At 70.2% G+C, this 22,996-nt stretch carries 17 protein-coding genes; 5 read left to right on the top strand and 12 right to left on the bottom strand.

Annotation, left to right across the window (positions count from 1 at the left end):
* Positions 1–83 precede the first annotated feature (83 nt).
* Positions 84–1,055: a tyrosine-type recombinase/integrase gene (locus J2N69_RS29085; protein ID WP_230903324.1), complete on the top strand. Its 972-nt coding sequence runs from the start codon at positions 84–86 to the stop codon at positions 1,053–1,055.
* A gap of 150 nt (positions 1,056–1,205) precedes the next feature.
* Here the strand turns inward: J2N69_RS29085 and J2N69_RS29090 are convergent, their stop codons facing one another.
* Positions 1,206–2,735 (bottom strand): helix-turn-helix domain-containing protein, encoded by a 1,530-nt coding sequence (locus tag J2N69_RS29090; protein WP_230903325.1) that lies wholly within the window; start codon positions 2,733–2,735, stop codon positions 1,206–1,208.
* 778 nt (positions 2,736–3,513) lie between these two features.
* Here J2N69_RS29090 and acnA point away from each other — a divergent pair.
* Entirely contained in the window at positions 3,514–6,228 is a 2,715-nt protein-coding gene (gene acnA / locus J2N69_RS29095; RefSeq protein WP_230903326.1) for an aconitate hydratase AcnA, read from the top strand.
* Between the two features lie 122 nt (positions 6,229–6,350).
* On the opposite strand, the gene J2N69_RS29100 is transcribed toward acnA, so the two are convergent.
* From J2N69_RS29100 to J2N69_RS29120, 5 genes are all read right to left on the bottom strand, one after another.
* Positions 6,351–6,731: a VOC family protein gene (locus J2N69_RS29100; RefSeq protein WP_230903327.1), complete on the bottom strand. Its 381-nt coding sequence runs from the start codon at positions 6,729–6,731 to the stop codon at positions 6,351–6,353.
* Positions 6,732–6,833: 102 nt separating this feature from the next.
* Entirely contained in the window at positions 6,834–7,196 is a 363-nt protein-coding gene (locus J2N69_RS29105) for a transcriptional regulator (protein ID WP_230903328.1), read from the bottom strand.
* Between the two features lie 2 nt (positions 7,197–7,198).
* A complete protein-coding gene (locus tag J2N69_RS29110) occupies positions 7,199–7,612 on the bottom strand; it encodes a hypothetical protein (RefSeq protein ID WP_230903329.1) in 414 nt (137 codons plus the stop codon).
* Between the two features lie 140 nt (positions 7,613–7,752).
* Complete coding sequence (locus J2N69_RS29115) at positions 7,753–9,147, bottom strand: MFS transporter (protein WP_230903330.1); 1,395 nt, start codon at positions 9,145–9,147, stop codon at positions 7,753–7,755.
* Between the two features lie 162 nt (positions 9,148–9,309).
* Entirely contained in the window at positions 9,310–9,618 is a 309-nt protein-coding gene (locus J2N69_RS29120; protein ID WP_127908955.1) for an ArsR/SmtB family transcription factor, read from the bottom strand.
* 108 nt (positions 9,619–9,726) lie between these two features.
* Here J2N69_RS29120 and J2N69_RS29125 point away from each other — a divergent pair, with 108 nt between their 5' ends.
* Positions 9,727–11,172 (top strand): MFS transporter, encoded by a 1,446-nt coding sequence (locus J2N69_RS29125; protein WP_230903331.1) that lies wholly within the window; start codon positions 9,727–9,729, stop codon positions 11,170–11,172.
* A gap of 131 nt (positions 11,173–11,303) precedes the next feature.
* On the opposite strand, the gene J2N69_RS29130 is transcribed toward J2N69_RS29125, so the two are convergent.
* Complete coding sequence (locus tag J2N69_RS29130) at positions 11,304–12,248, bottom strand: EamA family transporter (RefSeq protein WP_230903332.1); 945 nt, start codon at positions 12,246–12,248, stop codon at positions 11,304–11,306.
* Positions 12,249–12,469: 221 nt separating this feature from the next.
* Here J2N69_RS29130 and J2N69_RS29135 point away from each other — a divergent pair, with 221 nt between their 5' ends.
* Positions 12,470–13,627 carry a S1 family peptidase gene (locus tag J2N69_RS29135; RefSeq protein ID WP_408056821.1) on the top strand — a complete coding sequence of 386 codons (1,158 nt, stop codon included), beginning with the start codon at positions 12,470–12,472 and terminating at the stop codon, positions 13,625–13,627.
* A gap of 69 nt (positions 13,628–13,696) precedes the next feature.
* Here J2N69_RS29135 and J2N69_RS29140 read toward each other — a convergent pair whose 3' ends face one another.
* From J2N69_RS29140 to J2N69_RS29160, 5 genes are all read right to left on the bottom strand, one after another.
* Complete coding sequence (locus J2N69_RS29140) at positions 13,697–14,893, bottom strand: cytochrome P450 (RefSeq protein WP_230903333.1); 1,197 nt, start codon at positions 14,891–14,893, stop codon at positions 13,697–13,699.
* On the bottom strand, positions 14,890–15,603 hold the full coding sequence (locus J2N69_RS29145; protein WP_230903334.1) for a tRNA-dependent cyclodipeptide synthase: 714 nt from the start codon (positions 15,601–15,603) through the stop codon (positions 14,890–14,892). Before J2N69_RS29145 ends, J2N69_RS29140 begins: the two co-directional genes overlap by 4 nt.
* A gap of 131 nt (positions 15,604–15,734) precedes the next feature.
* Positions 15,735–16,139, bottom strand: a complete 405-nt coding sequence (locus J2N69_RS29150; protein WP_230903335.1) for a DUF6092 family protein — start codon at positions 16,137–16,139, stop codon at positions 15,735–15,737.
* The gene (locus tag J2N69_RS29155) at positions 16,093–16,707 is read right to left on the bottom strand and encodes a nitroreductase family protein (RefSeq protein WP_230903336.1); all 615 of its coding nucleotides are present in this window, start codon (positions 16,705–16,707) and stop codon (positions 16,093–16,095) included. Before J2N69_RS29155 ends, J2N69_RS29150 begins: the two co-directional genes overlap by 47 nt.
* Before the next feature lie 99 nt (positions 16,708–16,806).
* Positions 16,807–20,691, bottom strand: coding sequence for a GH92 family glycosyl hydrolase (locus J2N69_RS29160; protein WP_230903337.1), 3,885 nt, complete (start codon positions 20,689–20,691; stop codon positions 16,807–16,809).
* A 447-nt stretch (positions 20,692–21,138) separates the two neighbouring features.
* On the opposite strand from J2N69_RS29160, the gene J2N69_RS29165 reads away from it, so the two are divergent.
* Positions 21,139–22,824 (top strand): ribonuclease J, encoded by a 1,686-nt coding sequence (locus tag J2N69_RS29165; protein ID WP_230903338.1) that lies wholly within the window; start codon positions 21,139–21,141, stop codon positions 22,822–22,824.
* The last annotated feature ends 172 nt before the right edge of the window (positions 22,825–22,996 follow it).

The raw sequence follows: 22,996 nt of genomic DNA on the forward strand, positions 1-22,996 counted from the left end.
CCGTGGCGAGTTCGTCGATCCGCGCGATGGGGCCATCTCCCTCAAGGACTACATCGCGACCCACTGGTGGCCCACCCAGAGCGGTGACCCGTCCGATCGAACGGATCGAGCAGAGGGTACGCCGGCACATCGTTCCCCACCTGGGTGCTCAGCCGCTCAACGCCATCGGTACGGAAGCCCTGCGCCACTGGAAGAAGCGGCTGGAGAAGGACCTCGGTCCGACCTCGATCCGTCTGGTCTGGGCGACGCTCTCCAGCGTCCTCCAGGCCGCGGTCGAGGACCGTCGCCTCGGACGCAACCCATGCCGGTCCAGCACTGTCGGCCCTCCGGCCGCCGCACCCGGCAGGGTCGAGGCGTGGCCGCCCGAGCGGGTCCTGGCGGTACGGGAGGCCCTGCCGGATCGCTACCGGCTCCTTCTCGTGATCGGAGCAGGTCTCGGGCTCCGCCAAGGGGAGGCGCTCGGTCTTTCAGCGGACGACATCGACTTCGAGAAGGAGGTCGTGCACGTCCGGCGGCAGGTCAAGATGGTGCGGGCGAAGCTGTGTTTTGCGCTTCCCAAGGGGCGCAAGGTCCGGGACGTGCCACTGCCGTCAAGCGTGGCCCAGGCCATCCGGCAGCACACGGAGCAATTCGCGCCGGTGCCGGTCACACTGCCCTGGGACGACCCGACTCCGGCCGAGACGCCGGTGGAGGCCAAGCATCGGCGGCCGAGGACCTACGACCTCCTGGTGACGGGACGCGAGCGGAAGGCCATCAACCGGAACTACTTCAACTCCTACGTGTGGAAGCCCGCTCTGGCCACGGCGGGTGTGATCGCCCCGCTGGACGAGGGCAGCACCGACGGTGCTCGCGTGTGGGAGCCGTCCCGGGAGCACGGCTTTCACGCCCTGCGCCACTTCTACGCCTCCGAGGAACTGGAGGCTGGCGAATCGATCGTCTCCCTGGCACGCTGGCTGGGGCACTCCGACCCCGGGTTCACGCTGCGGAAGTACTCCCACTTCCTGCCCCGCGCCGGCGCACGAGGCAGCGCCGCCATCGACGCGATCTTCGCGTAGCTGCGGCCGTGGTCGGTCGGTAGAGCCCGTGGAGCGTGGCTCGTAGCCCGCTGCGGGGCCCAAAGTCCCAGAGAAGTCCCAGACATGCCGCCGCACCCCTCCCTGACCCGCTAAATAGCAGGTCAGACGGGGTGCGGCGGCATCGTCGTATCAAATGTCCCGGAACGTCTCGATCTGCGCCCCCACGGAGTTCAGCCGCTCCGCCAGGTCCTCGTACCCGCGGTTGATCACGTACACGTTGCGCAGTACCGACGTGCCCTCGGCGGCCATCATGGCGAGCAGGACGACCACGGCGGGGCGCAGTGCGGGCGGGCACATCATCTCGGCGGCGCGCCAGCGGGTCGGGCCCTCCACCAGGACCCGGTGCGGGTCGAGGAGCTGGAGGCGGCCGCCCAGGCGGTTGAGGTCCGTGAGGTAGATCGCGCGGTTGTCGTAGACCCAGTCGTGGATCAGCGTCTTGCCCTGCGCCGCCGCCGCGATGGCCGCGAAGAACGGGACGTTGTCGATGTTCAGGCCGGGGAACGGCATCGGGTGGATCTTGTCGATGGGCGCCTCCAGCTTGGAGGGGCGCACGGTGAGGTCGATGAGGCGGGTGCGGCCGTTGTCCGCCGGGTACTCCGCCGAGCGGTCGTGGTCGAGGCCCATCTCCTCCAGGACCGCCAGCTCGATCTCCAGGAACTCGATCGGCACCCGGCGCACCGTCAGCTCGGACTCGGTGACGACGGCGGCGGCGAGCAGGCTCATCGCCTCGACCGGGTCCTCGGAGGGGGAGTAGTCGACGTCCACGTCGATGGTCGGCACGCCGTGCACGGTCAGCGTCGTCGTGCCGATGCCCTCGACCTTGACGCCGAGCGCCTCCAGGAAGAAGCACAGGTCCTGGACCATGTAGTTCGAGGAGGCGTTGCGGATGACCGTCGTACCGGCGCTGCGGGCGGCGGCGAGCAGCGCGTTCTCCGTGACGGTGTCGCCGCGTTCGGTCAGGACGATGGGCCGGTCGGGGGAGACGTCCCGCGCGACCTCGGCGTGGTACAGCCCCTCGGTCGCCGCGATGTCCAGGCCGAACCGGCGCAGCGCGATCATGTGTGGCTCGATCGTGCGGGTGCCCAGGTCGCAGCCGCCCGCGTACGGCAGTTTGAAGCGGTCCATGCGGTGCAGCAGCGGGCCGAGGAACATGATGATCGAGCGGGTGCGGCGCGCGGCCTCCGCGTCGATGGCGTCCATCTCCAGCTTGGCGGGCGGCACGATCTCCAGGTCGACGCCGTCGTTGATCCAACGGGTGCGTACGCCGATGGAGTTGAGCACCTCCAGGAGGCGGTAGACCTCCTCGATGCGGGCCACCCGGCGCAGCACCGTGCGGCCCTTGTTGAGCAGCGACGCGCAGAGCAGCGCCACGCACGCGTTCTTGCTCGTCTTGACGTCGATGGAGCCGGAGAGCCGACGGCCGCCGACCACCCGCAGGTGCATCGGCCCGGCGTAGCCGAGCGACACGATCTCGCTGTCGAGCGCCTCACCGATGCGGGCGATCATCTCAAGGCTGATGTTCTGGTTGCCGCGCTCGATGCGGTTCACGGCGCTCTGGCTGGTGCTGAGCGCTTCGGCGAGCTGCGTCTGCGTCCAGCCCCGGTGCTGGCGGGCGTCGCGGATGAGCTTGCCGATGCGTACGAGGTAGTCGTCTGCCATGTGTCGCAGGTTATCTCAGATATGAGATGACGCGCGCGCTGGGGTGGGCCGTTCGAGGAGCGGTCCTTCGGAGGCCGCCCCCGGCAAGGGAGTTGCCGACGCGGGCGGCCGTGCGGACGGGAGCCCCGCCGCCGCCCGCGTCACTCGGGCGGCGGCCGCGCGTCCTGCCGACGACGGTGCGTCAGGGCCCACTCTGCCTCCGCCGGGCGCGCGGCGCACCTCGACGGAGCGATATCGGCCATCGGACGACATGTCATATCCCCGCCGCGCACGCGATATCAGCCGCGCACCGGCTCCCGAAAGCGTCACCCCTGCCGCGCCGACACGCGGCCCGCGAGGCCCTCAAAGCCTCCGCGAGCAGGGAAGACGCCCGGCTGCTCCCTCGCGGTGCGCGACGGGGGAGGCCCTTCCTCGCGCCGCCCCATCCGCCCGCCGAGACCTTCGGGCAGCCCCCGGCCGACAGGGGGACGCCCGGCCAAGCCGAGCCCCCCGCGAGCGCCGCGCGCCGCTCCGGAGAGGGGGCGCGCCGCATGCCGCCACCCCGGAGCCGGCGGGGGCGGCGCGGCGCGGCGGCCCGGGGCACCACAAAGTGACGACGTGCCTCGTCGTCACGCCGGGTCATGTACTAGAGTTATCTCGACATCGAGATATCTGCCGAGGCGCACCAGAAGCCGCCACTGGGTAAGGGTTACCTAACTAAGTCTTACCTTAGCGGATCGACGAGGAGTCGTGGCGGCAGGATGTGACGAAACGCGCGAAAAATCTGAAGGAGACTGTCGTGTCGGCGAACAGCTTCGACGCCCGCAGCACGCTGCGCGTGGGCGACGAGTCGTACGAGATCTTCAAGCTGGACAAGGTCGAGGGCTCCGCACGCCTTCCCTACAGCCTGAAGGTGCTGCTGGAGAACCTGCTCCGCACCGAGGACGGCGCGAACATCACCGCCGACCACATCCGCGCGCTCGGCAACTGGGACTCCCAGGCGCAGCCGTCGCAGGAGATCCAGTTCACGCCGGCCCGCGTGATCATGCAGGACTTCACCGGCGTGCCCTGTGTCGTGGACCTCGCCACCATGCGTGAGGCCGTGAAGGAGCTGGGCGGCGACCCCGCGAAGATCAACCCGCTGGCCCCGGCCGAGCTGGTCATCGACCACTCCGTGATCGCCGACAAGTTCGGCACGGCGGACGCCTTCGGCCAGAACGTCGAGCTGGAGTACGGCCGCAACAAGGAGCGCTACCAGTTCCTGCGCTGGGGCCAGACCGCCTTCGACGAGTTCAAGGTCGTCCCCCCGGGCACCGGCATCGTCCACCAGGTCAACATCGAGCACCTGGCGCGCACGGTCATGGTCCGTAACGGCCAGGCGTACCCCGACACCCTGGTCGGCACCGACTCGCACACCACGATGGTCAACGGCCTGGGCGTCCTCGGCTGGGGCGTCGGCGGCATCGAGGCCGAGGCCGCGATGCTCGGCCAGCCGGTCTCCATGCTCATCCCGCGCGTCGTCGGCTTCAAGCTGACCGGCGAGCTGAAGCCGGGCACCACCGCCACGGACCTCGTCCTCACGATCACCGAGATGCTGCGCAAGCACGGCGTCGTCGGCAAGTTCGTCGAGTTCTACGGCGAGGGCGTCGCCGCCACCTCCCTCGCGAACCGCGCCACCATCGGCAACATGTCGCCGGAGTTCGGCTCCACCGCCGCGATCTTCCCGATCGACGACGAGACGCTGAAGTACCTGAAGCTCACCGGCCGCTCCGAGCAGCAGGTCGCGCTCGTCGAGGCGTACGCCAAGGAGCAGGGCCTGTGGCTTGACCCGGCCGCCGAGCCGGACTTCTCCGAGAAGCTGGAGCTGGACCTCTCCACGGTCGTCCCCTCCATCGCCGGCCCGAAGCGCCCGCAGGACCGCATCGTCCTCGCCAACGCCGCCGAGCAGTTCAAGATCGACGTACGCAACTACGTCGACTCCGTGGACGAGGCGGGCAAGGAGTCCTTCCCGGCCTCCGACGCCCCGGCCACCACGAACGGCGTCCCGTCGAACCCGGTCCTCGTGACCGCCGCCGACGGCTCGACGTACGAGCTGGACCACGGCGCGGTGACGGTCGCGGCCATCACCTCCTGCACCAACACCTCGAACCCGTACGTGATGGTCGCCGCCGCGCTCGTCGCGAAGAAGGCCGTGGAGAAGGGCCTGACCCGCAAGCCGTGGGTCAAGACCACCCTCGCCCCGGGCTCGAAGGTCGTCACCGACTACTTCGACAAGGCGGGCCTGACCCCGTACCTCGACAAGGTCGGCTTCAACCTCGTCGGCTACGGCTGCACCACCTGCATCGGCAACTCGGGCCCGCTGCCCGAGGAGGTCTCGAAGGCCGTCAACGACCACGACCTGGCCGTGACGTCCGTCCTCTCCGGCAACCGGAACTTCGAGGGCCGCATCAACCCCGACGTCAAGATGAACTACCTGGCGTCCCCGCCGCTGGTCGTCGCGTACGCCCTCGCCGGCTCGATGAAGATCGACATCACCACCGAGGCCCTCGGCGCCGACCAGGACGGCAACCCGGTCTACCTCAAGGACATCTGGCCCACCGAGGCCGAGGTCAACGACGTCGTCGCCAACTCCATCGGCGAGGACATGTTCAACAAGTCCTACCAGGACGTCTTCGCGGGCGACGCCCAGTGGCAGGCCCTGTCGATCCCGACCGGCAACACCTTCGAGTGGGACACCGAGTCGACGTACGTCCGCAAGCCCCCGTACTTCGAGGGCATGACGATGGAGACCACCCCGGTCTCCGACATCACGGGCGCCCGCGTCCTGGCGAAGCTGGGCGACTCGGTCACCACCGACCACATCTCCCCGGCCGGTGCGATCAAGGCCGACACCCCGGCCGGCAAGTACCTCACGGAGCACGGCGTGCAGCGCCGCGACTTCAACTCCTACGGCTCGCGCCGAGGCAACCACGAGGTCATGATCCGCGGCACGTTCGCCAACATCCGCCTGCGCAACCAGATCGCGCCGGGCACCGAGGGCGGCTTCACGCGTGACTTCACGCAGGAGGACGCGCCGGTCTCGTTCATCTACGACGCCTCGCGCAACTACATCGAGCAGGGCATCCCGCTGGTCGTCCTCGCGGGCAAGGAGTACGGTTCCGGCTCGTCGCGCGACTGGGCCGCCAAGGGCACCGCGCTCCTCGGCGTCAAGGCCGTCATCGCCGAGTCGTACGAGCGCATCCACCGCTCGAACCTCATCGGCATGGGCGTCCTGCCGCTCCAGTACCCGGAGGGGATGTCGGCCTCGTCGCTCGGCCTGACCGGCGAGGAGACCTTCTCCTTCTCCGGCGTGACCGAGCTGAACAACGGCACGACCCCTCGCACGGTGAAGGTCACCACCGACACGGGTGTCGAGTTCGACGCGGTCGTCCGCATCGACACGCCCGGTGAGGCGGACTACTACCGCAACGGCGGCATCATGCAGTACGTGCTGCGCAGCCTGATCCGCAAGTAGCCTTCGGCAGACAGCGGTTGAGGGCCGCACCCCGGTATTCGTACGGGGTGCGGCCCTCGTCTTTCCATCTGCGGGCTGTGGGGGCTGGGCGCGCAGTTCCCCGCGCCCCTGACCGGGCCGGCCTAGCCGCCGTACGGCACCGTGATCAGTTCCATCGCGTGGGACGACGGGTCGAGGAAGTAGACCCCCTTGCCGCCGTCGTTGCGGTTGATCTCGCCCGGCTGCTTCTGGTGCGGGTCCGCCCAGTGCGGGATGCCGCGCGCCCGGATCTTCTCGTACGCCGCTTCGAACTCCGCATCGGAGACGAGGAAGGCGTAGTGCTGCGGGGTGATGTGCTCGGCGGGGATGGTGGCGAAGTCCAGAGTGACGCCGTTGTTCAGGGCCACCGCGATGAACGGGCCCCATTCCTGGGTGATTTCGAGGCCCAGCAGGTCCGTGAGGAACTCGGCGGACTCCCGGTTGTCCCGGGCGTGGACGATCGTGTGGTTCAGCTCGAGTGACAAGGAATGCCTCCACAGGGCATCTCCTGACACCTCCATGCCTCACCCGGTCGGTGACCGGCACGCGATGTCGTCGTGGATCTTAGAGGAGGTCTCGATGGGCTCTCAAGGAGCGTCTTCCTGAACGCCGTCTTCCTGAACGCCGACTACCTGGACGTCTTCTTGAACGTCTTCCTGTACGACTTGGCGCAGATGCCTCAGGTACTCCTCGAACCGTTCGCGTCCTGACTCCGAGAGCCGGACCTGCGTCACCGGCCGACGCAGCTCGCGCAGCTTCGCGATCTCCACCAGCTCGGCCTTCTCCAGGATGGCGAGCTGCCGGGACAGTTCGGCGGCGGACAGGTCCAGCGCCTCGCGCAGATCGGCGAACGTCACCTGCTGCACATGGCGCAGAGAGCCGAGGATCGCCAGGCGCATGGGCGAGTGCATCACCGTCACGAGACGTGTGCGCGGCTGCTCGTGCGTCATGCTCAGCGCCTCCACCGCAGGACCAGGTAGACCAGCAGGCCGACGGTCGGCAGGGCCGCCGCGATCAGGGACCCTCCGAGGGGTGCCGGGTTGTCCCAGAGAATCTTGGACCCCGGGGCGCCGAGCATCATCGTGGCGAACACCACCGCCGCGTTCTCCGTCGCGGTGTGGGGCCTGCGGCGCGTGGCGCCCAGATGGAACCAGTACCAGCCCGTCATCAGGGCCAGGGCGGCTACGAGAGCCAGCACGCGCACGGCAGTTTGAATGCTGTTCGCACTCACCGCGGCCAGCCCGGCCGGCAGGAGGCCGACGGAGAACACGCCCAGCACGCGCTCGCCGACTCCGGCGGGCCTGCTCAGTCGAGGGGCGCCATCGATGACCTTGAGCTGGTGGGCTGCGTCAAGCTGTCGTGCCACGGCTGATCTCTCCTCTGGGCGCCGCTTCCTTCCGGTTGCGACTCTGGCATCTAGTTTCCAAATCGGCAACTGGAATGCTTGCCTCCGGATGCCCGTGAACTGCCGTGACCTGCCGACAACTGCCGTCAACTGCCGTGAACTCAGCTCCGGATGCCGCGAGTCGAGCGGCCCGCCGATGCCCGGGCCACTACCACGGACGCAGCGGCGGCCAGCACCCCGAGCGCCGCCCATCCGAACGCCGCCCGGAAGTCCGGTCCTTGGGGCGTGCCGCCGCCGAGTGCCGTACCCACCAGGACGGCGAGGCCGAGCGAGCCGCCGAGCTGGTCGACCGAGCGCTGCACGCCGGACGCGGTGCCCGCGTCGTCCTCCGTGACATCGGAGAGGGCCGCGTTCTGGAGTGCCACCAGGCCGATGCCCATCCCGGCCGCGACGCCGAGCATGCCGGGCATGATGTCCGTCCACAGGTCGCCGTGGTCGGGGAGCCGGGCGAGCCAACCTAGCCCGGCCGCCGTCAGGAGCAGCCCGAGCAGCGCCGTGTACGTGACGCCGAGCGCGCCGATCAGCCGGGCCACCTGGGAGATCGCGAGCAGGAGCGCGGCGCAGAACGGCAGGTAGGCCAACCCGGCCTGGAGCGGCGTGAGTTCGATGACTTCCTGGAGGTACAGCGTGGCCAGGAAGAAGGTGCCCGAGAGCGCCGCGCTGAGCGGCACCGTCGCCGCGTTCGCGAGCGCCCGGACGCGGTGCGCGAAGAAGGAGAGCGGCACCAGGGGGTTCGTGGACCGTGCCTCGACGGCGACGAGCGAGGCGAGGAGCGCGGCCCCGGTGAGCAGCGCGGCCGGTGAGCCGCGCAGCGCGCCGTAGACCAGGGCGAGCGGTCCCGCCACCAGCAGGGCGGCGCCGGGCAGGTCGAGGCGGCCGGGCCGTTCGGGGCGCGGCCCGTCGGGGCGTACGAGCATCGGAGCCAGGACGAGTACCGCCGCCGTGATCGGCACGTTGACCCCGAAGATCCAGCGCCAGTCGAGGAGTTGGACGAGCGCACCGGACAGCAGGACTCCGACGACGAGACCGGTCGCGGAGATCGCGCCCCAGACGCTGAGCGCCTTGGCGCGCTCCTCGGGGGAGGGGTAGAGCAGGGCGATCAGTGACATCGCGGCGGGGGAGGCGAGGGCCTCGCCCGCGCCCTGCGCGAAGCGGGCGGCGATCAGGGTCTCCAGGTTCGGCGCGAGTCCGGCCGCGAGCGAGGCGAGGGCGAAGAGCGCGGCGCCGAGCAGGAACATCCGCCGCCGCCCGAGCAGATCGGTGAGTCGCCCGCCGAGCAGCAGGAGGCCGCCGCCGACGAGCGTGTAACCGGTGACGACCCACGACAGTGAGGCGGCGTCCGCGTCGAAGCGGGCGCCGATGGCGGGCAGGGCGACGTTGACGACGGTCACGTCGACGGCGATGAGGAACTGGAGGAGGGAGAGCAGCGCGAGGGCGGGCGTGCGCCGCGAGGGGGCGTGGCCGCGCGCGGAGGAGCGTACGGAAAAGATGTTCACGTGAAGGGCACTCCAGGTCGGCCCCGGGCCGGTGTGCGGCGGGGGCTGAGGAAGACAGGACGCTTCCGTGCCACGGACCCGCGGGGCGGGTGGGGCACCTGGAGTTACTTGGTCACGGACATGGGCGGCACGCTAGCCGTCCGCGTGCCGGGGCGCACCTGGTTATCCGGCGGCGACGAGGTCCAGCAGCCCCGGGAACCGCTCGTCCAGTTCCTCCCTGCGCAGTACGGCGGTCCTGCTGTTCCCGTGGTCGACCATGCGCAGCAGGCCCGCCTCGCGCATCACCTTGAAGTGGTGCGAGGTCGTGGACTTCGACACGGGCAACTCGAAGGAGGCGCAGGTGCGTTCGGTGCCCGCGGGCTCGCGCAGGAAGCGGGCGATCACCCCGAGGCGCAAGGGGTCGGCGAGCGCGTGCAGGACCGTGCGCAGGTCCATCTCCTCGGGGAGGGGGTGTCCGTCGTCGTCCGGCATGGGAGGCCTTCCTCGGTAGGTTCGACTTGCATCGTACCTCGCGGGCATGCCAGGGTCAGGTTCGATCAATTCCGAACCTCATCGTCTCCTCTCGGGGGTCTCCCAGCCATGCCCGGACCACAGGCACCGCTCGCGCCCGCGACACCCATGGCGGCACCACCGAAGCCGCCGTGGCTTCCGCTCGCCGCGATCCTCCTCGCCGTCTTCGTCGTCCCGATGTCCATCTCGGGGACGGCAGTCGCCCTGCCCGGCATCGGCGCCGACACCGGCGCCGGACCCGCGCCCCTCCAGTGGGTGGTCAACGCCTTCAACGTCGCCTTCGCCTGCTTCACCCTCGTCTGGGGCTCGGTCGCCGACATCGTCGGCCGCGTCAGGGCCTTCGCCGCCGGCGCCGCCGTCTACGCCGTCGCCTCCCTCGCGAGCGCCCTCGCCTCCGACGTCCTCCTCCTGGACGCGGCCCGCGCCCTCGCGGGCATCGGCGGCGCGGCGATCTTCTCCTGCGGCTCCGCGATCCTGTCCACGGTGTACGAGGGCCCGGCGCGCGCCAAGGCGTTCGCGCTCTTCGGGACCGTCGCGGGCGTGGGCGTCGCGGTCGGCCCCTCGCTCTCCGGGGCGCTGCTCCAGACGGTGAGCTGGCGCTGGGTCTTCGCCGTGCACGCGGTGGCCCTCGCCGTCGCCCTCGCCGCGGTACCGGCCATCGCCCGCTCGCTCCCGGCCACGCCCCGTCCGGCCGGCGCGCGTGTCGACGTACCCGGCAGCGCGGTCTTCGTCGTCGCCATGGTGCTGCTGACCACGGCCATCGTGCAGGGCTCCCAGTGGGGCTGGGGCAGCGCGGGCGTGCTCGGGCTCTTCGCCGGGGCCGCCGTCGCGCTGGCCGCCTTCGCCGCCGTCGAGAAGCGCCGCACCCACCCCATGCTCGACCTGGGCCTGCTGCGCAACCGCCGCTTCCTGGGCCTGTGCCTGGTGCCGGTCGCCGGTTCCTTCGGCTTCGTCACGATGCTCACGTACCTGCCGAGCTACCTGACGGAGGTGACCGGCCGCGGCACGGGTGCCGCCGGGCTTTTGATGGTGCTGCTCACCGCGCCGATGCTCGTCTTCCCGCTGCTCGCCGCCACGTTGGTGGCCCGCGGTGTCCCGCCGCTCACCATCATCTACGTGAGCCTGGCCGCCCTGGCCGTCGGCGACGCCACCCTGACCCTCTTCGGGCCGGACGTGTCCGTGGCCGTCATCGCCCTGCCGATGATCGTCACCGGCGCGGGCATGGCCCTGGCCGCGGGCCTCGTCGACGGCCAGGCCCTCGCGCTCGTCGACCCCGCGAAGGCGGGCATGGCCGCGGGCTTCCTCAACACACTGCGGCTCGGCAGCGAGGCGGTGGCGGTGGCGCTGTACGGCTCGGTGCTCACCACGCTAACGGCCTCCCGGTCGTACGACGAGGCGTTCCACGCGGTGCTGTGGGGGCTGGCCGGGGTCTGCCTGGTGCTGGGCGTGGCCGTCTTCGGCCTGCTCGGCGGCGGCCGCACGGCAAGCGGCGAGGCGGGCGCCCGGCGGACTTGACCGTGCCACTCGCGCAAGGCGGTGGCATCGGCGGCGTTCTTCACCCGCCGCACCTCGGCTTCGCACCCGTGACGTGGGCGAGCTACCTGTCCGGTATCGCGAGGTCCTTTCAGGGAGGAGACTTCGGCGTGTCACGGGGACGCCAGGTCGTCCGGCCCGGGCGTCCGCCGATTCCGTACGAGCCCTACGGGAGCCGGCAGTTGGCCCGCGACGATCGCGGCGAGGGACAGCGCGAACCCCAAGAGCTGGACGGGGCCGAGCGTCTGGCCGAGTACGACGGCGCCGAGCACCGCGGCGACCAGCGGCGAGAGCAGGACGAGGACCGCCACCGAGGCTACGGGCAAGATGGTGATGCCGCGGAACCACAGGACGTACGCGATCAGTCCCCCCACCAGGCCGAGCCACAGGTACCCGAGCACGGCGGGCAGGTCGACCGCGGGAGGCGCCCCCTCGGCGAGGAAGGTGACCGGCACCAGGAAGAGGCCCCCGGCGGTGAGCCGCCACCCGGCGAAAGCCATGGGCCCGGCCTCGGCGGGCCGCCCCCAGCGCTTGGTGAGCGTCACCCCGAGCGCCATCGAGGCCGCGCTCGCCAGGCCCGCCACGACCCCGGCCATGTCGAGCGCCGCGTCCGGCCCGATCACCACCAGACCGACACCGACGACGCCCACCGCGCCCCAGGCGAGGCGCCACCCGGACAAGGCCTCGCTCAGGACCGCCACGGCCAGGACGGCGACGACGAGCGGCTGGATCGCCGCCAGCGTGGCCGCGACGCCACCCGGCAGCCGCTCGGCCGCGACGAACAGCAGCGGGAAGCAGAGCCCGATGTTCAGCACCCCGAGCACCGCCGCCTTCCCCCACCACGTGCCGCGCGGCAGCGTCCGGGAGAGGGCCAGGGCGATCAGACCGGCGGGCAGGGCGCGCAGCAGCCCCGCGAACAGCGGGTGTTCCCGCGGGAGGAACTCGGTGGTGACGACATACGTCGTCCCCCACACCACAGGGGTGACCGCCGTCAGGAACGTGCGCGGCAGGTCGCTGCGGGGGACGCCGCTGCTCGCCCCGCCAACACCCTTTGACATCGCTGGACTTGTCATGCCTCGGAGTCTCACCGCAGGCCGATCCATGAGTCCAACACATGTTCTTCACGCCACCGATCGCGATGTCAGATCGATGACCGCGGCCAAGAGTATGGACTTGGCCGCGCCCTCTCCCTACGCTCTGCCGCGCACCGAATGAGAGCGCTCTCAGCAACGTAACCCTGTTCCACCCCCACCCCGTTGGAACGACGAGAGGTCCCCCAGTGAGACGCGTAACCGGAGCACGCCTCGCCCTGTCCGCCCTGCTCGCGTCGGCCACCTGCGCCGCCACGGGCCTCGCCCCCACCGCAGCGGCCGACTCCCGCCCCGCGCCCCGGCCGCCCGCCTCCGCCGCCCTCCTCGACGCCATGCGCCGCGACCTCGGTCTGACACCCGCCGCCGCGCGCGAGCGCCTCGCCGACGAGCGGCGGGCCGTCAAGGCCGAGCGCGCGGCACGGAGGGCGGCCGGCCCGGCGTTCGGCGGCGCCTGGTTCGACGCGAAGCGCGGTCGGCTCACCGTCGCCGTGACCGAGCGGCAGGTCGCCTCGGACGTACGACGGGCCGCCGGGGGAGTCGACGTCCGGCTCGTCAAGCACAGCGCCGCCGCCCTGGACACGACGAAGAAGCGCATCGACAAGTTCAAGGCGCCGTCAGACGTGGCCAGTTGGCGGGTCGACCCGCGGGCCAATCGCGTCGTCGTCGATGTCGTCGCCGGTCACCGGGGCGACAACGATGTCTCGGCGTTCCTGCGGCGCGCCCGCGCCACCGCGCCCGTACGCGTCGACACGGTCCCCGAGGCGCCGCGCACCTACGCCGCCGGAACCGTCGGAGGCGACCCGTACTACACCGGCAACGTCCGCTGCTCCATCGGCTTCTCCGTCCACGGCGGCTTCGTCACGGCCGGGCACTGCGGCCGGGCGGGCGCGGCGGTGCGCGGCTGGGACGGCTCCGCCATCGGCACCTTCCAGGGCTCGTCGTTCCCCGACAACGACTACGCGTGGGTGTCCGTCGGCAACGGCTGGTGGACCGTGCCGGTCGTACTCGGCTGGGGCAGCGTCCCCGACCAGCTGGTGCGCGGCTCGGCGGAGGCGCCGGTCGGGGCGTCGATCTGCCGCTCCGGTTCCACCACGAAGTGGCGCTGCGGCCGGCTCCTCGCCAAGAACGAGACCGTCAACTACTCCGACGGCAGCGTCGTCCACCAGCTCACCAAGACCAGCGTCTGCGCCGAGGGCGGCGACTCTGGCGGCTCGTTCATCAGCGGCGACCAGGCGCAGGGCGTGACATCCGGCGGCTGGGGCAACTGCGGCAGCGGCGGCGAGACGTGGTACCAGCCGGTGAACGAGATCCTCCAGCGGTACGGGCTGCGGCTGCACACGGCCTGACCCGCCGGCCGGCGGCGGGCAGTCCCGGGCGGCCTGCGACCGGTGACCGGCCGCCCGGCCGCCTTGACGTCACAGTCTCACCGGAAGCGCCTTCGGAAGACGCTTGATCATCCCCCAGCTCCAGGTCAACTCCGAGGCGGGGATAGCCAGTACGAGCTTGGGCAGCCTCGCCAGCAGCGTCTCCAGGCCGATGTGGGCGTGCAGCCGGCTGAGGCTGGTGGCCGGGCAGTAATGCGCGCCGCCGCCGAAGGTCAGGTGGGGGTTGGCGGCGCGGTCGATGTCCAGGCGGGTCGGCTCGGGGAACACCTCGGGGTCGTGGTTGGCGCCCTCGACGCAGACCAGTACGAGGGAGCCGGCGGCCACGTCGGTGTCACCGAGCCGCACGTCCTCCGTCGCCAGGCGGGGCAGGCCGTCGCCGATCGAGAGGTTGCGGCGGTACAGCTCCTCGATGGCCCGGGGCATGAGCGCGGGCGTCTCGCGGAGCCGGGTCGTCTGCTCCTGGTCACCGGCCAGGAGCATGATGGCGTGGCCCAGGAACGCCGCGAGGCTCTCGTAACCGGCGACCAGCATGTTGCAACCGACGTCGCAGAGCTGTGTCACCGTCAGCTCGTCCTCCGGCCGGTCCTCGCGGAGCGCCGCGAGGCGGGGCAGCAGTCCGGCGGCCCGGCGGCGGTCCGGGCGCAGAGCCGTGGCCATGACGGCGCGCAGCTCCTCCCAGTTGCGGGCGGCTTCGGCGGGCGTGTGAGCGCTGGTGCCCATGGCCACGTCGCAGCGCGCCGCCAGCGCCGTCTCGTCGGCGTCGCGCAGGCCGAGGATCTCCGTCATCAGGCGCATGGAGAGCGGTGAGGCGTAACCGGCCCAGAGGTCGACGGGGCTGCCGCCCGCCACGGCCTTGTCGATCAGCGCCTCCGCGGTCGCCCGCAGGAAGTGCGTCAACTCCTCGTTCTTGCGCGGGGAAAGGGACTTCATCACCTCGTCGCGCAGCCCGGCGCTGGTGATGTTCGCCATGTTGCTCACCGCGTCCGGCGGGAACGCGCGTGCGTACTGCTGGGGCACGCCGTCGTCGGCGGTCGCGTACAGGCTGAAGCGGGGGTCGGTGAGCACCTGGTGGCAGAGTTCGTGGGAGGCGACCAGCCATGCCTCGTCACCGGCCAGGGTGATGACCCGGGCCACCGGCCGGTTCCTGCGCAACCAGTCGCACTCGACCGGTACCTCGTCACCTCGCCGGCTGAACGGGAAACGCAAGGGGAGTTCGTCGCTGTTCATCGGGGGAGCTGCCTTTCCTTGAGCAGAATGTGGCCTTGCTCGGCGGTGGCACGCAGCACGCTGCGGCCGGTGTAGAGGAGGTCCGCGAAATCGACGGGCGCGTGGTAACTGATCGTGGAGGTCGGCACATCGAGGATGCTCGGGGTGTCGACGAAGAAGGGCAGTTCGGCGACCAGGTACTCCATGGCCAGGGCGACTCTGTCGTCCGTGGCGCACGTACCGTCGCGCGCCGCCGCGTTCAGGGAGCGGCGGGTCATCTCGAAGCAGACGCGGTACAACTCCTTGTCCTCGGCGAGCGCGTTCTCCGCTCTGGTACGCAGCTCCCGGTAGGCGTCGCGTTCCGACAGGTCCGAGAGCAGATGGGTGTGCTGCCGCGCCACCGCCACGTCACTGCGCTCCCACGCCCGGCGGATTCTGCGCAGTACGCCGGACACCTCTTTGCGGACCTTCCGGGCAGCGGTCTCCTCGGGATATCCGAGCGCCCGGTAGGTGAACACCAGGCTGCTGTCCGGGCACACCACGTCCACGCGCCGGAATGTGGCGTGCCCCCATCGCATCAGGAGCGCGAGGTTGGAGATGCTGAAATAGCTGTTGCCGGGGCTGACCCCGATGAGCAGGTGGTCGCCGAGGTCGAAGACGCGCTGACAGTTCGGGGTGTGGGGAATTACCTCGAATTCCGAGGAGACGGACACGTGTGAGGAGAGGGTCATACAGAACTTTCCACTCGTGACGGGCGAGGGCATGCCGGAAACCCGGAGAACCGGAGAGCAAGAAGACCCAGGAATCCGCGAAGCCGGAAAGCTGGAACAGCCGGAAAGTTGGAAAAGCGGCGCAGATCGCCTTAGGCGACCGTTTCCTCGAAGCCCGAGTTGGAATCTGAGGCCGAGCCCGAGGCCGACCCCGAGTTCGCGTCAAGGTCCGGGCCCGGGCCAGCGCCCATCGTCCTCAGGCCGTCCGCCATCTCCAACGCGAGGCTTTCCAGCAGTTCGGCGAAGTCCATGTTCTCGATGGGTGCGAAGAGGGCCGCGTCGATCTGCTGCCGGACGTTCACCAGCGCGGAGTTGTGGACCCCTCCGCTCTCCAGGATGCGCAATGTCCGACGGGCCGCGTCGAGGAATCTGAAGGGGCCGTACGACGGCGGCTGGTACGGCAGGCCGATCCCGCTGCTGACGAGGAACGCGGCGAGGACGGCGATGTCCTCAGCCGATCCGGGCGGGAGGGCGGGTGACTTTCCCCCATCGCTCATAGCTGATGACCTCGTTTCTGTTCCGACGGCAGGGGGAGGCGAGTTCCTGCGCCGGATATCCGATCGGCACGATGAAACGCGGCTCGATATGAGAGGGGAGTTCCAGCAGCCGGCCGATCGCGGGGCCACAGAAACTGCTCACCGGGCACGCGCCCAGTCCTTGGGCGTGGGCGGCCAGCAGCAGGTTTTCGACGGCCATCGCCAGGCACAGCTGGCTGTGCCCGCCGCCCGGGTCCTCCGCGCACCGATCTCGGTCGACGCACGCGACGACGATGACGGACGGGTCGCCGATGATCCCGGGGGCGAAGGCTCTGACCCGGCGTACGGTGATCCCTTCCCGGATCGCCACGAAGGCCCATGCCTGACGGTTGGCCGCGGTCGGTGCGGCGATCGCCGCGTCGAGCATGCGGTCGATCAATATGTCGTCTACCGGGTCGTCGGTGTAGTGGCGGACCGCGCTGCGCGTGCGCAGCACCTTGAGAACGGCATCCGCCGGTGGCCGGGCCGTCGATGTCGAAACGTCACTCAGCACGCATTCACAGTAACGCTCGGTAGTGAACGTGTCCATGCGTGATTCCGCATGACGATGCGTCAGAAACGCGTGCGCGGGGCGGAGGTGGTCGTGCCACCCCGCCCCGCGCCGTCGCGCGCCCGCCGTGCGGGCGGATCAGCCCAGCAGTTCCACTTCCGCCAGCGTGGCGGAACCGTGCGGCACGAGCCGGTAGTGGCCATACGTCCCTGGCCTGGCCACCGTGAACACCCGCGTCTGCCGGTCCCAGGCGAAGGACTCGCCGGAGCGCTTGTCCAGTTGCTTCCACGTGCGCCCGTCGACGGAGCCTTCCAGCACCCAGCCGCGCGGTGCCTTCGCCTTGTCGGTGGACGACGTCAGCGTGTACTGCACCGCCTTGGTCTCCTTGCCGACCGGCAACTCCACCGCCCCGGACTCCGAAGTGGCCGCCGTGGCAGAGGAGTTGTCAAAGAGCGTGCCCTCGCCCGTCAGTGCGTCCTTCTTCGGGGACGGCACCTCGTCGTCCTGGGTGATCGACGTCGGCTGGGCGTTCTTGCCGGAGCCCCACGCGGACGGCTTCGGGCCCATGTCGAACTCCAGGACCCCGCCGCGCGCGATCAGCTTGTGGGGGAGCGCGGTCGACGTCCACGCCTTGCCGTTGACCTTGAGGCCCTGCACGTACACGTTCTCCGCGCTGTTCCTCGGCGCCTTGACGACCAGGTCCCGCCCGTTGTCCAGGTGCACGGTCATCTTCTTGAACTGCGGTGAGCCGACGGCGTATTCACCGCTGCCCATCACCAGCGGGTAGAAGCCGAGCGAGGAGAAGAGATACCAGGCGGACTGCTCGCCGTTGTCCTCGTCGCCGTGGTAGCCCTGGCCGATCTCGCTGCCGGTGTAGAGGCGGGCGAGGACCTCACGGACCTTCGCCTGCGTCTTGGCCGGCTGCCCGGCCGCGTCGTACATGTACGCCACGTGGTGGGCGACCTGGTTGGAGTGGCCGTACATGCCCATGCGGACGTCACGCGCCTCCGTCATCTCGTGGATGACACCTCCGTACGAACCCGCGAACTCGGCGGAACCGGTCTCGGGCGTCGCGAAGTACGTGTCCAGCTTCTCGGCCAGCTTCTCGCGGCCGCCGTAGAGGTTGGCGAGGCCGCGTGAGTCCTGCGGGGCCGTGAAGGCGTACCCCCAGGCGTTGGTCTCCGTGTAGTCGTGACCCCACACGCGCGGGTCGAACTTCTCGGAGGGGACACGCCACTTGCCCTGGGCGTCCTTGCCCTGGAAGAAGCCGGGGGCCGTGCCGGCGCCCGCCGCCTTCTCGTCGAAGAGGTTCACGTACTCCCGCGCGCGGTTGAGGAAGTACTCCGACTCCTCCTTGTACCGCTTCACACCCGTCTTCTTGTGGAGGGCCGCGCCCATGCGGGAGATGCCGTAGTCGTTGAGGTAACCCTCCAGCGCCCATGACAGGCCCTCGTGCGTCTCGCTGCTCGTGTAACCGAGGAACGGCGAGGTCTTCATGCCCTTGCGGCCGACCCCCGCACTCGGCGGCACCACGGTCGCGTTCTTCAGCGCCGCCTCGTACGCGGCCTTCGCGTCGAACTTCACGTCCTTGACGTACGCGTCGGCGAACGCGACGTCCGACGAGGTGCCCGTCATCAGGTCCGCGTACCCCGGCGAGGACCACCGCGAGGTCCAGCCGCCGTCCTTGTACTGCTGCACGAACCCGTCGACCAGCTCACCCGCCTTCTTCGGCGTAAGGAGCGAGTACGCGGGCCATGTCGTCCGGTAGGTGTCCCAGAAGCCGTTGTTGACGTACGGCTTGCCCTCGACGATCTTCGCGCCGGTATGGGTCGGGGTGTCCGGACCGGTCTGCGGGGAGAACGGCGAGGCGTACTTGTACGTCGCCTTGCCGGCCGCCGAAGTGACCTTCTCAAAGCCCGAGTTGGGGTACAGGTACAGGCGGTACAGCGACGAGTACAGCGTCGTCAGCTGACCCTGGCTCGCGCCCTCCACCTCCACCTTGCCGAGGATCGCGTCCCACTGCCTCTGGGCGCGGTCCTTGACGCGGTCGAAGGAGGTGCCCGCCGGGATCTCCTGGGCCAGGTTGGCCTTCGCCTGGTCCACACCGATGAGGGAGGTGGCGAGGCGGAGGGTGACCGTGCGGTCCTTGCCGGGGGCGAAACGCAGATAGCCGGTGACGTCACCGCCCCCGCCGCCCTCCAGCTTGCCGCCCGCGGTGACCGGTGCGTCGAAGGTCCCGTACACGAACAGGCGCGTGGCGCCCGTCGAGAGCCCCGACTTGACGTCCGAGAAACCGGAGATGATCCCGTTCTCCTCGTCGAGGGTGAGACCGCCCTTCTCCGAGACGTTGTCGAAGATCACGCTCGCGTCGTCACCGGGGTACGTGAACCGCATCATCGCGGCATGGTCGGTGGGCGCCATCTCGGCCTTCAGGCCGTTCTCGAACGTCACACCGTAGTAATGCGGGCGCGCCGTCTCCTTCTCGTGCCTGAAGGGCAGCGCCCGCTTGGTCCGCGAGGCGCTCGGCGTGTCCTTGTCGACGGACGGCATCAGCTGGAACGTCTGCCGGTCGCCCATCCACGGGCTCGGCTCGTGGCTCGCGCTGAACGCCTGGATCGTCGGCAGGTTGTCGTCGTTGTTGCCGCGCGCGTAGTCGTACAGCCAGCTCAGCGACCCCGCGTTCGTCACCGGCGTCCAGAAGTTGAAGCCGTGCGGGACGGCGGTCGCCGGGAAGGTGTTGCCGCGCGAGAAGCCGCCGCTGGAGTTCGTGCCGCGGGTGGTGTCCGCGTAGTCGGAGGGGTGCGCCTTCGGCTTCGGCGGGGCCTTCTCCCGCAACGACACGTCGTCCAGCCAGCCGCGGAATTTCGCCGGGCCCTTCGGAGCGTCGTACGCGACCAGGACGCGGTCGACCGTCTTGCCGCGCGCGACCTCGCCGATCCGCGAGGCGACGTTGTTCCACTGGTTGACGTAGAGCACCTTGGCGGCGCCCTGACCGCGCGGGTCCAGGGGGAAACCGTGCTGGTCCGTGGCCTTGAGGTCACTCAGATAGGTGCCGTCGGTGAACGCCAGGTCCACGGCGACGTTCGTCGCCGCGTAGTCGAGGTCGCCCTCCGCCATCGAGGGGAAGACGCGGTAGCCCAGCTCGGTGTTCCGCCGCACCGGCACGTTCACGTCGAAGACCTTGTTGTACGAGTATCCGCGGCCGTCGGCCTTGTGGGTGCCCGCATAGCGCAGCGCGTGCCTGCCCGTGAACCCGGCGCGCGACTTGGCGGTGGGCGAGCCGCTGGGGCCCCGGTCCACCAGGCTCAGCATGTCCTCGGGGGCGGGCGCCTCGGTGCCGCCGACCGAGAGCTGCACGTCGGCCAGCTGGACTATGTCGGGCGCGCCGTTGTTGGCGGAGATGTCCAGGCGGTAGTGGCGGTACGCCGTCGCGTTGGTGAAGTCGTACTTCTTCGTCTTGTGCCGGCCGTCGAACACCTCGCCCCCGCGCTCGTCGAGGACCTTCCAGTCCTTGCCGTCGGCGGAGCCCTTCAGGGTCCAGTCCTTCGGGTCGCGCGGGGCGTGGTCGTTGGCGGACGTCAGCGCGTACGTCACCACCTTGGCGGGCTCTTTCAGGTCGAACTCGACCCAGCCGGACCTGGCGAACGTCAGCCACTTGCTGGTCGCCTCGCCGTCGACGAGGTTCTCCGCCACCTCGCCCGAACCCGTGTTCTCGCCGCTGGCCCGGACCTCGGTGACGTGGTCCATCACGCTGCCGGGCAGGCCGGAACTGAACGCGCCGTTGACGCCCGAGGCCTTCTTGCCGCCGCCGGGGGCCGTCTCCACGGTGCTCACCCAGTCGGGCTGCGCCTCACCCTCCTCGAACGAGGAAGCGAACTCCCGGTCGGGGCGCGGCGGCTTCTGTGGCGCCGCGACGGTGGCGCCCTGCGCGGCCACGACGAGCGTGAGCGCGAGCGCCAGCGTGCCGACGGCGACCGGCGGGTGATGGTGTCTTTGACGAGATCTGCGTGCCGTGTGCGGCATCCCCGAGCCCCTCCTTGCGAGTTGGACAACGTTGTCACGATCGCTGCGCAAGGTCTAGTAGGGAGTCAAGTGGCGAAGGGTGTCAAGGCTGTTGCCGCGTTTCGTGGGGCCGGGGTGAGGTGTGCGGCGACGGTGCCGGCCCTTGAGGGGCGGGGGCGGATCGGCGGGCGGGGGGGCTCGGGGCGCTCTGGGGGAGGGGCGGGTGTTCCGGGGGCAGGCCGGGGCGCCCCCGACGGAGGACCGGGCGCCCCGACGGCCGGTCGGGCGCCCTGACGGTGGGTCGGGCACCCGGCGGCGGGTCGGGCGCCCGGGGGAGGACCAGGGGCCCCGAGGGAGGGCCGTGCATTCCGTAGTAATCCGGGTTATCCGGGGCAGATCGGGTGGTCGGCGGTATGAGTCCACGGGCGGCAAAGGATCACCCGCGCGCCTCTCCGGTAGCGTCGGGGCATGAGTCATCCGCATCCAGAATTGAAAGCCGCCCCACCACTGAGCAAGCGTGGGCTGAGGATCGTCGCCCTCGGCGGCCTGGGTGAGATCGGCCGCAACATGACCGTCTTCGAACACGCGGGCAAACTGCTGATCGTCGACTGCGGTGTGCTGTTCCCCGAGGAGACCCAGCCCGGGGTGGACGTCATCCTGCCGGACTTCACCTCCATCCGGGACCGTCTCGACGACGTGGTGGCGATCGTGCTCACCCACGGCCACGAGGACCACATCGGGGGCGTCCCCTACCTGCTGCGCGAACGGTCCGACATCCCGGTCGTCGGCTCCAAGCTGACGCTGGCCTTCTTGGAGGCCAAGCTCAAGGAGCACGGCATCCGGCCGCGTACGGTACGCGTGCGCGAGGACGACCGGCGCGGTTTTGGCCCCTTCGAGTGCGAGTTCGTGGCGGTCAACCACTCCATCCCGGACAGCCTCGCGGTCGCGATCCGTACCAGCGCCGGACTGGTCCTGCACACCGGGGACTTCAAGATGGACCAGTTCCCGCTGGACGACCGCATCACCGACCTGCGCGCCTTCGCCCGCCTCGGCGAGGAGGGCGTGGACCTGTTCCTGACCGACTCCACCAACGCCGAGGTGCCCGGTTTCACCACCTCCGAGCGGGAGCTGAACCCCGCGATCGAGCAGGTCATGCGGACCGCGCCGCGCCGCGTGATCGTCTCCAGCTTCGCCAGCCATGTGCACCGTATCCAGCAGATCCTGGACGCCGCTCACGCGCACGGCCGCAAGGTCGCCTTCGTGGGCCGCTCGATGGTCCGCAACATGGGCATCGCCCGTGACCTCGGCTATCTCAAGGTGCCGTCCGGTCTGGTGGTCAACGCCAAGGAGCTGGAGAACCTGGCCGACCACAAGGTCGCCCTGGTGTGCACCGGTTCCCAGGGCGAACCGATGGCCGCGCTCTCCCGAATGGCCAACCGCGACCACCAGATCCGCATCGGCAAGGGCGACACGGTCCTGCTCGCCAGCTCCCTCATCCCGGGCAACGAGAGCGCCATCTACCGCGTCATCAACGGCCTGACCCGGTGGGGCGCGAACGTCGTCCACAAGGGCAACGCCAAGGTGCACGTCTCCGGACACGCCAGCGCCGGGGAACTCGTCTACTGCTACAACATCGTCAAGCCCCGCAACGTCATGCCGGTGCACGGAGAGTTCAAGCACCTGAAGGCCAACGCCGACCTGGCCATCCGTACCGGGGTCGACCCCGAGCGGGTCGTCATCGCCGAGGACGGCGTCGTCGTCGACCTCGTCGACGGGCGCGCGAAGATCACCGGGAAGGTGCCGGCGGGGTACGTCTACGTGGACGGCATGGAGGTCGGCGGCGCCACGGAAGCCTCCCTCAAGGACCGGCGCACCCTCGCCGAGGAGGGTGTGGTGACGGTGGTGGCGATCGTCGACGCCGACACCGGCGCCCTGGCCGAGGCCCCCGACTTCCTGGCCCGCGGCTTCGTCCACGACGAGTCCACCTTCCAGTCCGTCATCCCCGTGATCGAGAAGACCCTGGCCAACGCCGCGCAGGAGGGCGTCGGGGACGCCCACCAGCTCGAACAGCTCCTCGCACGAGCCGTGGCGAACTGGGCCTTCCGCACCTACCGCCGCAGGCCCCTGATCATCCCGGTGATCATCGACGCCTGACCCGCCGACTGCGGCGTCAGCCGGGGGCGGCCACCGAGACGCCGGGGGTGGCCGCCTCGCGGGGGAGGACGCATCCGGCGTCGGACGTGGCCAACCTGGGCGCACCCGGCGCCAGCCGCGAACCCCCGAAAGTCCATGGAAACCGGCGCGAAAGTCCACGCGGCGGCGAGGT

The organism is Streptomyces huasconensis, from assembly GCF_021028635.1.
Taxonomy (GTDB): Bacteria; Actinomycetota; Actinomycetes; order Streptomycetales; family Streptomycetaceae; genus Streptomyces; species Streptomyces huasconensis.